Raw genomic sequence first — 11,305 nt, 5'->3', positions numbered from 1 at the left:
CGGTTCGGGGTCAGATGATAGACCGGTCCGGGGCCGAGTGGCTGGAGATTGCGATGCGCTTGTTGCCGATTGCCGTTGCCGCTGGCTTGGGAGCCGCCCTGATCGCTTCGAGCGGCAATGGGCAAACTCCCGACAATCAGATCCGTCCCGAATCGGCCGCGTTGGTCAAGCAGGGCGAGGTAGCCCTTTCCGCCGGGCAGTTCCAAGCCGCCGACGACGCCTTGGAAACCGCTCTGGTGATCGACCCGCGCAACCGGGATGCGCTGCACGCGCTCGCCCGCGTGGCGATGAAGCAGAAGCTGTACGGTCAGGCGATCCGCTTCACCAACAAGGCCTTGGCGCTGGAGCCGAACGACGTGAACGCGCTCGCGCTGCAGGGCGACGCCATGGTGCAGCTCGGCGCAAGCGCCCGCGCGCAGCAGAACTTGGCCAAGGTGCGGCAGCTATGCGGCGGGAACAGCTGCGCGCAGGCCACCACGCTGGCCGCTGTTATCGCGCGCGGGCCGGCCGTGGCGCAAAAGGCGACCACTCCGGCGACCAAGCAAAACTGACGCCCCCCAAAGGCCGTCACCCCGACGGCCGAGCCGGGGCCCAGCAAGGACTCAGCTCAGCTGCCTGGCTAACGCGACCCACTCCTCGACGCTGACCGTCTCCGCGCGGCGCTCCGGCGCGATCCCCAGCGGCTGGAGCGCGTCCAACGCTCCGGCCACCGCCTTCAAGCTCTGGCGCAGCATCTTGCGACGCTGCCCGAAAGCGGCGGCAGTGAGGCCCTCCAGCACGGTCGCATCTACGCCGGACGGCTCCTCGCCCGGCAGGACATGCACCACCGCCGAGGCGACCTTGGGCGGCGGGGTGAAGGCGGAGCGGTGCACCGCCATGGCGATCCGCGGCTGCGCACGCCACTGCGCGGCGACCGACAGCCGCCCGTAATGCTCGGTCCCGGCCGCCGCGACGATGCGCTCGGCGACTTCACGCTGGAACATCAAGGTGAGGCTTCGCCACCACGGCAGCCACGGTCCTTGGAGCCAGCGCAGCAGCAAGGCCGTGCCGACATTGTAAGGAAGGTTGGCGACGACGTGCGCGCCTTCACCCACCGCGGCCCGCTCGTCGATCGCCAGCGCATCGTCCTCGATCAGCTGCAGCCTATCGGGGAAGGTCGCCTGCAACTCGGCCAGCGCGGGGAGGCAGCGGCGGTCACGCTCGACCGCCACGACCCTGGCGCCAGCCCCGAGCAGGGCGGTGGTGAGCCCGCCGGGGCCGGGGCCGACTTCGTAGACGGTTTCCCCGTCTAGCGAGCCTGGCACGGCGGCGATGCGGGCGAGCAGCTGGCGGTCGAGGATGAAGTTCTGGCCGAGCGACTTGGAGGCGCTGAGGCCGTGCCGGGCAATGACGTCCCGAAGCGGCGGCAGGCTCACGCCGCCGCAGCCGAGGCTCGGTGAGCGGCGCAGGCCGCGGCCATGCGGATCGCCGCCGCCATCGCCCGCGGGTCGGCCCGGTCCTCGCCGGCGATGTCGAAGGCGGTGCCATGATCGGGCGAGGTGCGGACGATCGGCAGCCCAAGGGTGATGTTCACTCCTTCCTCGAAGTGCAGCGCCTTCAAGGGGATGAGCGCCTGGTCATGGTACATGCACAGGGCGGCGTCATAGCGGGCGCGGGCCGCGCCGTGGAACAGGGTGTCCGCGGGGTGTGGGCCGGTGACCCGCCAGCCTTCGGCCTGCAGCGCCGCCACCGCCGGCGCGATGATCTCGATCTCCTCCCGCCCGAGCGCGCCGCCTTCACCGGCATGGGGGTTGAGGCCCGCGACCGCCAGCCGCGGCTCGGCGACCCCGAAGTTGCGCTGAAGTCCCCGCAGAACCGCACGGCCCCTAGCCTCGACGACTGCGGCGGTCAGCCGGGCGGGAACGTCGGCCAGCGGGAGGTGGGTGGTGACGGGCACGGTGCGGAGCGTCGGTCCCGCGAGCATCATGGCGACGTTGCCCGGCGACACCCCGCAGCGCTCCGCGACGAACTCGGTCTGGCCGGGGTGAGTGAAGCCGATGGCATAGAGCTGCTGCTTGCTGACGGGGCCGGTGCACACGGCCGCGACCGAGCCCGCCCGGGCCAGCCCAACCGCAAGCTCCAGAGAATCTAGCGAGCAATGCGCACCCGCTATCGTCGGGCAGCCTGGCACCCCGGCCTCCGCGGCCGGGACGGCCAGGAGCGGCAGGCCATAATCGAAAGCGGCGTCAGCCTCGCGAGGGTCGTCGATCTGCGCGATCTCGCCGTCCCACACCGCGGTGAGCGACCGAGGGTCGCCGACCGCGACGAAAGGCGGAAGGCCGAGCACGTGCCGTCCGTCCCAGCACTTGGCCACGACCTCCGGACCGATGCCGGCCGGATCGCCAAGCGAGATGGCGATGGGGGGCGGGGAGGGAGAGCGCACCATCAACGCCTTCGCGTCACAACCGCGGTCCGCAACCTAGCGGAAGTCGATAATCGCGTCCCGGCGGAGATCGCGAAGGTAGCGGCGCGCACGCATGTTGACGCGCTCCTCCGTCAGCTGCGCGAACACCTGATCCGCGCTCGGCGCGCTGGCATCGTCAGCTTCGTCGCGGCCGCACATCACCAGCACGCGCACGCCTTCGTCCAGGCTGCCGAACGGCCGGGTTGCCTGGCCGACCTGCATCGGCAGCATCATCTGCTGCAGCGCGGGCGGAAGCTCGCGCAGCTTGACCTGGTCGGAGGAAACCACCTCTCCGCGGAAGTCGGCCGCGAGCTTGTCGGCCCCGCCGCAACCGCCGACATCCTGAGCGGCGGAGGCAAAGCGGGCGAGGATCGGCTCGGCCTGAGCGCGGCTGGTGCCCTTGGGAAAGCTGATCGAGACTTGCTTGAGGCTAAGCTCGGCGTTGCGCGGGTCGGCGGTCAGGACCTTGCGGGTATCCTGAACGGCAAGGATCGAATAGCCGCCGGGTACCTGGATCGGCTGGCTGAGCTCGCCCGGACCCATCTGGGCAACCACGGCCGACAGCTGCTCCGGCAACTGCTGCGGCCGAACCCAGCCAAGATCGCCGCCGACGGCAGCGGTGGAAGCCTCCGAGAATTGCCGCGCGTAGCCGACGAACGAACCGCCCCCCTGCAGCGCGGCGACGATCTTCTGGGCGTTGGCCAGCACTTCGCCCTGGTTGGCCGGGCTCGCCGAAAGGAAGATTTCCCCTACGCGATATTCCTGCGTGCCCTTGTCGGCGTTCATGCGGTCGATCACCGCCTTGACCTCGTCGTCCCCGACGCTGATCTGGCTCTCGATCTTGGCGCTTTGCAGCCGTTGCCAGGCGATCTCGCCCTCGATCTGGCGGCGAATAGAGCGCAGGGACGAGCCATTGGCTTTGAGATAGACCGCCATCTGCTCGGGCGTCTGCTTGACGTTGCCGGCCACCCGCGCGACCGTCTTGTCGATGTCCGCCGCCGGGATGTTGATCTCGGCCGTCTTGGCGGCCTGGATCTGCAGCGTTTCGTCGATCAGGTTGCGCAGCACCTGCACGCGCAGACGCTCGAGCTCCTCCGCCGGGATCGGGCCGCCTTGCGAGATTGCGAGCAACGCCAGCCGCTGGGCGATGTCCGTTTGGGTGATCACTTCGCCATTGACGATCGCGCTGGCCTTAACGACCGACGGGATGCCGGCACCGAATACCTGCGGGTTCTCGGGCAGGCGCAGCGCGCTGGTGCTGTTCCGCCCCGGCGCCGGGGCTTGCCGGGCCGAGGTCTGCGGCGCCGTTTGGGCGGCAGCCACCGTGCCGGTCGTGATCGCGGCCGCGGCCAGCGCGAGGCGAGCCTTGCCGGAAAGAAGCTTGGAGCGAGCTGCCACTAATCACAATCCCTTGTTGCTGAAGCGGTACGATACAGTGGTCAAATGCCGCTGGGCCGCTGAACGGCCGATGAGCGATGCGCCCGTCAGCGGCCCAGGCCCTTGAGGTTGAAGCGCAGCTGAAAAGTGCTGCCCTCGCGGCCGGTCCCGAGCCGCTCATAATCCCGTCGCCAGGATATGCCAATCGCCAGGCATTCGTCTTCGTAATCAAGGCTGAGGCGATGGCGGACTGGCTCAAGGCCGTCGGCCAGCGACAATGGGTCCTCGCTCCCGTCGGTGAGGTCCAGCACGGTAGCACCGAACACCGACCAGTTCGGCCGGAACGCCCAGCGACCGGCGAGCCGCAGTTCTTCCTTGTCGCGCAGGTCCTCCACCGAGGCGTCGACGTCGCGGTTCAGGCGAAGGTAGCCGACCCGGGCGTAGGTCTCGACTGTGCCTACCGTCAGGTCGCTCTCGGCCCGGCGGATCGCGAGATTGTCCTTGTCCAGCCGGAAGCGCTGGGTGAAGTCGATGAACCGGCCCCACTGCACGCGGGTGCGCCCGACGAAGTCGGACAAGCGGTCGGTGAGGCCAGTGCCCTCGGGAAACAGCCGTTCGTCACGGCGCAGGCGGTAGCTCTGCCCGAATGTCGAGGTGATCGCCAGCCGCGGGCGATTGTACGACCAGTCGAACCCGTAGGTCAGCCGCGAACTGTCCTCCCACCGGTCGTAGCCGGCGAAGCGATTAAGGGCGAACAGGTTGCTGTCCTCGAGGTCGACGGAGCGGGCGTCCTCGTTGGGGATGTCGAGGTTGGGCGTCGGCGGGGTGACCACCAGCTGTACCCGCGGGACGAGCCGCTGCAGCCCGCCCGCGAGCGGGCCGATCAGCGGCCAGCGCCCTTCCGCCGCAAGCGCGCCAATCCCGCGGAAGTGCCAGCCGTTTTCGCCCCGGTAGATCTCGGTCTGGGTCTTCTCCGCCTCGTCCGTGTGATAAGCGTCGGCCCGCGCGTAGCCGGTGAACATCAGCTCCTGGCCGAAGCGGGTCAGGAAGCGGCGGTCCCAGCGGGCGCCCGCGAACGCCCGCTGGGTGTCCTGGCCGTCGCGGCGGAGGATGCCCAAGCTGTTCGCCTGAAGCTCGACTCGGCCGCCCAGGACTGGCGGCTTCAAGCGCCAGCGCGCGTCCAGCGCGGGCAGGACCAGCGGGATGGTCTCCTGGTCGTCGGTTGTGCGCAGTCCCTGGAAGTGCCAGGCCGCCAGGCTAAGATAGCTGTCGAGGTCGATCCGCTCGAGGTTGAGGAAGCTGCGCAGCTTGTCCTCGCGGCTGATGTCGTAGCGGCGCAGCACCGTCTTGTCAGTCGCCAGCCGGACCTGGCCCGTCAGGCTCCACAGCGGGTTGAACTGCGCCCGGCCGTTGGCGTCGAGGTAGGCGCGGATGCCGTTCTCGTCGAGGTTGCTGGCGTCGCTGGTATCGCCATAGGTCAGGAAGCCGCCGACCTGAAACGCGCCCAGGCTGTTGAGTTCGCGGTACCTGCCTTCGAGCGAGGGCCGCGAGTTGGTGTACACGCGCGGGGTCAGGGTAGCGTCGCGGTTCGGCCCGAGCGAGACATGGTAGGGCAGGCCAAGCTCCAGCCCGTTGCGGCCGCTCAGCCGGAAATCGGGGAATAGCACCCCCGTCACGCCGCGGTCGCCCGCCCCGGTGCCGATGCTGAAGATGGGCAGCAGCGGCAGCGTGAGGCCCAGGATCTCCAGGCGGCCACGCTCAAAGCGGACCCGGTCGCGGTTCTGATCGTAGACCACGCGGGCGGCGAGGATCCGCCACTTAGGCCGCTGGGGCGCGCAGCCGGCCGGGCTGACGACGGGACAGGGCGAGTAGACGGCGTTGTCCAGGGTGGTCACCCCGCCGCTGCGCGTCGCCTCTTCGGCGGCCAGCCGTCCACCGGTCTCCAGCACCACCAGCAGGTCCGAGATCGTTCCGTCGCGCAGCGTGTCGGTCAGCACCACCCGCTCGCCGACCAGCCGGTCGCCGGCCGGGCTCAGCACAACCACGTTGCCAGTCGCGACCACTTCGCCGGTGGTGCGGTTCCACACAACCTGATCGGCCGCGACATAATTGCCGTCGCGGCTGAGCCGGACGCGGCCGGTCGCCGTGACGGTCTCGCCTTCGCTGTCGTAGGTCACGCTGTCCGCGCTGAAGCTGACGCTTTCCCCCTCCGGCAGCGCCGGCGCGGCAATCGGCTCGGGTGCGGGCGCAGGCTCGGTCTGGGCGAGCGCCGGCGCGGCGAGCCCCAAGATGAGCGGCAGAGCCGTCCAGCCAGTCACCCCGCGCAAAACAACCCCGCCCTTGATGGAACCCATAGCCCGCCATGTGGCCTATCGCACCTCATCCGGCATGCGGCAATGCTTTGCATGAGGGGCACGACCGCCTAAGAGCCGCGGGCTTTTTCACCTTTGGCCCGAGGAACATCCATGCAGATCAGCTTCGCCGGCAGCCGTCCGACCGGCAGTTACGCGCTCATCCTGCCGGTCGCCGGCAGCAATCGCGACAGTCTGGCGAGCCTGGGCGAGGAGCGGGCCGCGGTCGAGACGGCGGCGAGGTCGCAGCGGTTCGAAGGCGAAGCGGGCGGGAGCGCGGAGGCGTTCGTCGAGGAAGGTGCGCGCCGCGTGCTGCTGGTCGGCACCGGCACGAATGGCGACGCGTCGGCGGAGAAGCTCGGTGGCACGGCAGTGGCCAAGTTGCTGCTGTCGGGCGAGACGCACGGCGCCCTCGACCTTAGCGGCGCCGGCTTCAGCGCCGATGCCGCGGGCAAGGTGGCGCTGGCCGCGACGCTGCGGGCGTGGCGCTACGACCGCTATCGGACCAAGCTCAAGGACAAGCAGAAGCCGACGCTGACCGAGCTGACGATCGTCGGTGCTCCGGCCGATGCGGAAGCGCGCTGGACGGAGCGTTATCAGCCGGTGGCCAAGGGCGCGGCGCTGACCCGCGAACTGGTGACCGAGCCGGCCAACGTCATCTACCCCGAGAGCTTCGTCGACCGCTGTCGCGCGGCGATGGAAGGTTCGGGGCTGGAGATCGAGGTACTCGACGGACCGGCAATGGAGCAGCACGGCATGGGCGCGCTGCTGGGCGTGTCCCTGGGCTCGGTGCGCGAACCGCGGCTGCTGATCATGCGCTGGAACGGCGGGCAGGACGGCACCGCGCCGATCGCGCTGATCGGCAAGGGCGTGACCTTCGACACCGGCGGCATCTCCATCAAGCCCGCGGCCGGCATGGAGTCGATGAAGTGGGACATGGGCGGCGCCGGCGCGGTGGTCGGGGCGATGCTCGCCATCGCGGGGCGCAAGGCCAAGGCCAATGTGGTCGGGGTCTGCGGGCTGGTCGAGAACATGCCGGACGGCAAAGCGCAGCGCCCGGGCGACGTGGTCACCAGCATGAACGGTCAGACGATCGAGGTGATCAACACCGACGCCGAGGGGCGCTTGGTGCTGGCCGACGCCATCACCTACACGCAGCAGCAGTTCAGCCCCAAGGTGATGGTCGATCTAGCGACGCTGACAGGCGCGATGGTGATCAGCCTGGGCCACGAGTTTGCCGGCGTTTTCTCCAACGACGACCAGCTTGCGGCCGATCTACAGGCGGCGGGCACGGCGAGCGGCGACAAGCTGTGGCGCATGCCGTTGGGCGAGGCCTATGACCGGCTGATCGATAGCCCGATCGCCGACATCAAGAACGTCGGGCCCCGTGAAGGCGGCTCCATTACCGCCGCCCAATTCCTCCAGCGGTTCGTGGAGGAGGGCGTCAAATGGGCCCACCTCGACGTTGCCGGCGTGGTGTGGAGCGACAAGCCCGGCACGACGTACGACAAGGGGGCGACGGGCTTCGGGGTGCGGTTGCTCGACCAGTTCGTGGAGGCAACGGCAGGATGATGTACCCCGGCGAAGGCCGGGGTCCAGTACTGGGCTCCCGCCTTCGCGGGAGCGCAGCTAAGCTGCTGTCATGCGCGTTGACTTCTACCAACTAGGCGGCACTCCCGCTGAAGCGGTGATCGCCCGCCTGGCCGAGCGCCTGCTGGCTGACGACCAGCGGCTGCTGATCGTCGCCTCCGACGAAGCCCAGCTCGCCCGGCTCGACCGGCTGCTATGGGACCAGGGGCCGGCCAGCTTCCTTCCCCATGGGCTCGCCGGCGGGGCGGACGATGCGCGGCAGCCGGTCCTCCTCTCGACCACCCCAGACGCGCCCAATCTCGCGCGCAACCTGGCGATCGCCGACGGTGAGTGGCGCGAGGCGGCGCTGGCGTTCGACCGCGCCTTTTACCTGTTCGACGAAGGGACCCTGGAAGGCGCGCGGCTCGCCTGGAAGCTGCTGGCAGGCCGGGAGGGCGTGGAGCGCCGCTACTGGGCGCAGGAGGACGCACGCTGGGTGCAGAAGGCGTAAACCTTGCCCTCGCCGCCCCCCGCCGCTAGGGCGCGCGCCAATCCACTCACCCCATCAAGCAGGAGATCGCCCGGTCATGGCCGCGACGCGCACCTTTTCGATCATCAAGCCCGACGCCACCCGCCGCAACCTGACCGGCGCGGTCACCAAGATGCTGGAGGAGGCAGGGCTGCGCGTGGTCGCCTCCAAGCGCATCCAGATGACCCGCGAGCAGGCCGAAGGCTTCTACGGCGTCCACCGCGAGCGGCCCTTCTTCAACGACTTGGTCAGCTTCATGACCTCGGGACCCGTTGTGGTGCAGGTGCTCGAAGGCGGGAACGCCGTGCAGCGCAACCGCGACGTCATGGGCGCGACCAACCCGGAGAATGCCGAGCCCGGCACCATCCGCAAGGAACTGGCGGAGTCCATCGAGGCCAACTCGGTCCACGGCTCGGACAGCGAAGAGAACGCCCGGATCGAGATTGAATTCTTCTTCAAGCCGGAAGAAATCGTCGGCTGATTACCGACCGGTGGAGCTGCCCTTGCGCCGGTAGCTCCATCGGACAGCCTTGCTTCCGTCCAGCAGGGAGATGGTCGCCTCCAGTCCGTCGCCCTTGCGTTCGTACCGGATCCGCTGCGGATAGTCGTGGGCGGGGCTGGCGAACTCCACGTGGTTCTTGCCGGAGCTCGTGCGCGGAAAGGCGCTAGCTGGTGCCCCGCGAGGCGAGGCGTAGAAGGTTAGCCTTCCCTGAGCGTCTGGGGCGATCCGAGCGAATTCCCACATTGTCAGTCGGTCGCCGTCGCCCTCCCGCGTTGCGCCAAGCATGACTTGCGCGCGCGGCTCCATCCAGCATTCTTCCGTCCAGCGGGATCCCTCCGCTTTCTCCCAGCAACCGTTCAGGAATTCTGGCATCGGCTCGGCCGCGGACGCCAGTGCCGCGATCATCGTGATCAGCATTCAGCGCTCCTCTGAGGCCGCAATCCTATCCCAATACGGGTCTCGCGGCGTTAAAACTCCGACGCCGCCCGCATCAGCTTGGTCAGCCGCGGCGGGGCGCAGGCTCGCCAGCTGCGCTCCAGCCACTCGGCGACCTGCTCCCAATCAACGTCGCGGCGGTTGAGCTTGAGGGCGAGCCAGCCGCTCGCGCCGTAGTATTTGGGCCAGTAGTATATGTCCGGCTGGGCTTCGATCAGGCCGGTCATCTCGTCAGGGCCGCTGGCCTTGATCAGCAGGCCGACCGACTCCTCGCCATGATGGTGGTCGGCGATGATCGAGAACAGCTTGGCGGTCCTCTCAGGGCCGACCGCCCAGCCAGGGGAGCCGTGGCTGGTCTTGCGGGTGACCTCGGGGAGGCGGCTGGCGAGGGCGTCGACCTGGGCTTCGATCCACCCGGCGTCGAACGCGCGCGAGACGTAGTCGGCGAGGACGCGCGGGTAGAGCTGGTGCTCGGCGATTCTCACCCGCGCGGCGAGGGTCTCGGACGTGTCGCCGGGCAGGATCGCCACCGCTACCCGGCCGAGGACCTCGCCTGCGTCGACCTCCGGCACGACCAGGTGGACGGAGCAGCCGCCTTGGCTGTCGCCCGCCTCCAGCGCGCGGGCGTGAGTGTCGAGGCCGCGGTACTTGGGCAGGAGCGAAGGGTGGATGTTGAGCATCCGCCCCGACCAGCGCTCGACGAACTCGGTGGGGAGTATGCGCATGAAGCCGGCCAGGGCAACTGTGTCGGCCCCGACCTCGCGCAGGGTGCGGTCGAGGGTCTTGAAGAAGTCGGCGCGTTTGTCCTTGGTGGGGCGGGGGAGGCGGGCGACCGGGACCTGCTCTGCCTCCGCGAGGGCAAGACCGGGCGCGTCGGGGTTGTCGCCAGTGACGAGCACGATCTCGTAGGGGCAATCCTCGGCCCGGCTGGCGTAGATCAGCGCGGCCATGTTGCTGCCGGTGCCTGAAATCAGCACCGCCACGCGGGCGCGCTCAGCCATGGTTGTGCGTGGCGCTCCACACGCCGCGGGCGCTCCAAGTCTCGTCGGAGCCGCGAACGGTGCAGCCGCGTGTCCCCGCTTCGATGCGCCCGATGGAATGCACCCGCTCGCCCGTAGCCTGGAGGTTGGCCGTGACCGCCACGGCCTGCTCCGGCGCGACGATCGCCACCATGCCGACGCCGCAGTTGAAGGTGCGGGCGAGCTCCTCCGGCTCGATCCCGCCACCGGCCTGGAGCCAGGCGAATAGCTGCGGCAGCTCCCACGAATCGGCGTCCACCACCGCGTGCGCACCTTCAGGCAGCACCCGCGGGATATTCTCGAGCAGTCCGCCGCCGGTGATATGCGCCAAGCCCCTGATTCGCCCGGCCCGGACCTCCGGCAGCAGGCTCTTCACGTAGATGCGCGTCGGCTCCAGCAGCGCGTCGCCAAGCAGTACTTCCGGGTCGAAGCGCGCAGGGCGGTCGAGCTTCCAGCCGTTGTCCGCCACGATCCTCCGCACCAGGCTGAAGCCGTTGCTGTGCACGCCCGAGCTGGCGAGCCCGAGGACCACGTCGCCGGGCGCGATTGTCTCGCCGGTCAGCGCCTCGCCCCGCTCCACCGCGCCGACGCAGAAGCCGGCGAGATCGTAGTCGCCGGCCGCGTACATGCCGGGCATTTCCGCCGTCTCCCCGCCGATCAGCGCGCAGCCGGCCTGGCGGCAGCCCTTGGCGATGGACGCGACCACCTGCTCCGCGACGGCGTTGTCGAGCCGCCCGCACGCGAAATAATCGAGGAAGAACAGCGGCTCGGCGCCCTGCACCACCAGGTCGTTGGCGCACATGGCGACAAGGTCGATGCCGACTCCGCCGTGCTGGCCGGTGTCGATCGCCAGCTTGAGCTTGGTGCCCACCCCGTCATTCGCCGCGACCAGCAGCGGGTCGGTGTAACCCGCAGCCTTGAGGTCGAAGAACCCGCCGAAGCCGCCCAGCTCCGCATCGGCGCCCGGCCGGCGCGTCGACTTCGCCAGCGGCCCGATGGCCTTCACCAGCGCGTTGCCGGCGGCGATGTTCACCCCGGCCTGTTCATATGTCAGCCCCATGGAAGGCAGGTCCTAGACCA

General features: G+C 69.3%; 11 protein-coding genes. 4 read left to right on the top strand and 7 right to left on the bottom strand.

The genetic code is table 11. From position 1 onward, the window contains the following. On the top strand, positions 1-551 hold a 551-nt coding region (locus QZX62_RS05645), incomplete at its 5' end, for a tetratricopeptide repeat protein (RefSeq protein ID WP_366926183.1). Positions 552-602: 51 nt separating this feature from the next. Here QZX62_RS05645 and rsmA read toward each other — a convergent pair. The 4 genes from rsmA to lptD all read right to left on the bottom strand — a co-directional run bounded on the left by rsmA (position 603) and on the right by lptD (position 6,174). Further along, positions 603-1,415 (bottom strand): 16S rRNA (adenine(1518)-N(6)/adenine(1519)-N(6))-dimethyltransferase RsmA, encoded by an 813-nt coding sequence (rsmA, locus tag QZX62_RS05640; RefSeq protein WP_294172821.1) that lies wholly within the window; start codon positions 1,413-1,415, stop codon positions 603-605. Next, a complete protein-coding gene (gene pdxA, locus QZX62_RS05635) occupies positions 1,412-2,425 on the bottom strand; it encodes a 4-hydroxythreonine-4-phosphate dehydrogenase PdxA (protein ID WP_294172818.1) in 1,014 nt (337 codons plus the stop codon). The genes rsmA and pdxA overlap by 4 nt, the downstream gene beginning before the upstream one ends. Before the next feature lie 33 nt (positions 2,426-2,458). Beyond that, complete coding sequence (locus QZX62_RS05630) at positions 2,459-3,841, bottom strand: peptidylprolyl isomerase (protein WP_294172816.1); 1,383 nt, start codon at positions 3,839-3,841, stop codon at positions 2,459-2,461. 86 nt (positions 3,842-3,927) lie between these two features. Continuing rightward, on the bottom strand, positions 3,928-6,174 hold the full coding sequence (gene lptD / locus QZX62_RS05625; protein ID WP_294172814.1) for an LPS assembly protein LptD: 2,247 nt from the start codon (positions 6,172-6,174) through the stop codon (positions 3,928-3,930). Positions 6,175-6,285: 111 nt separating this feature from the next. On the opposite strand from lptD, the gene QZX62_RS05620 reads away from it, so the two are divergent. The 3 genes from QZX62_RS05620 (at position 6,286) to ndk (ending at position 8,750) form a co-directional block, all read left to right on the top strand. Beyond that, positions 6,286-7,743 carry a leucyl aminopeptidase gene (locus QZX62_RS05620; protein ID WP_294172812.1) on the top strand — a complete coding sequence of 486 codons (1,458 nt, stop codon included), beginning with the start codon at positions 6,286-6,288 and terminating at the stop codon, positions 7,741-7,743. 70 nt (positions 7,744-7,813) lie between these two features. Further along, positions 7,814-8,251, top strand: coding sequence for a DNA polymerase III subunit chi (locus QZX62_RS05615; protein ID WP_294172811.1), 438 nt, complete (start codon positions 7,814-7,816; stop codon positions 8,249-8,251). Positions 8,252-8,327: 76 nt separating this feature from the next. Then, entirely contained in the window at positions 8,328-8,750 is a 423-nt protein-coding gene (ndk, locus tag QZX62_RS05610; protein WP_294172809.1) for a nucleoside-diphosphate kinase, read from the top strand. Here the strand turns inward: ndk and QZX62_RS05605 are convergent, their stop codons facing one another. From QZX62_RS05605 to purM, 3 genes are read right to left on the bottom strand one after another with little or no spacing between them, the layout of a single operon-like run. Further along, on the bottom strand, positions 8,751-9,188 hold the full coding sequence (locus QZX62_RS05605; protein WP_294172808.1) for a DUF6265 family protein: 438 nt from the start codon (positions 9,186-9,188) through the stop codon (positions 8,751-8,753). A gap of 50 nt (positions 9,189-9,238) precedes the next feature. Then, a complete protein-coding gene (gene purN / locus QZX62_RS05600; RefSeq protein WP_294172807.1) occupies positions 9,239-10,207 on the bottom strand; it encodes a phosphoribosylglycinamide formyltransferase in 969 nt (322 codons plus the stop codon). Continuing rightward, positions 10,200-11,285, bottom strand: a complete 1,086-nt coding sequence (gene purM, locus QZX62_RS05595; RefSeq protein ID WP_294172806.1) for a phosphoribosylformylglycinamidine cyclo-ligase — start codon at positions 11,283-11,285, stop codon at positions 10,200-10,202. The genes purN and purM overlap by 8 nt, the downstream gene beginning before the upstream one ends. Positions 11,286-11,305: the final 20 nt, after the last annotated feature.

It is taken from the genome of uncultured Sphingomonas sp. (assembly GCF_902806265.1).
Lineage (GTDB): Bacteria > Pseudomonadota > Alphaproteobacteria > Sphingomonadales > Sphingomonadaceae > Sphingomicrobium.
This window is presented reverse-complemented; position numbering and strand designations above follow the sequence as displayed.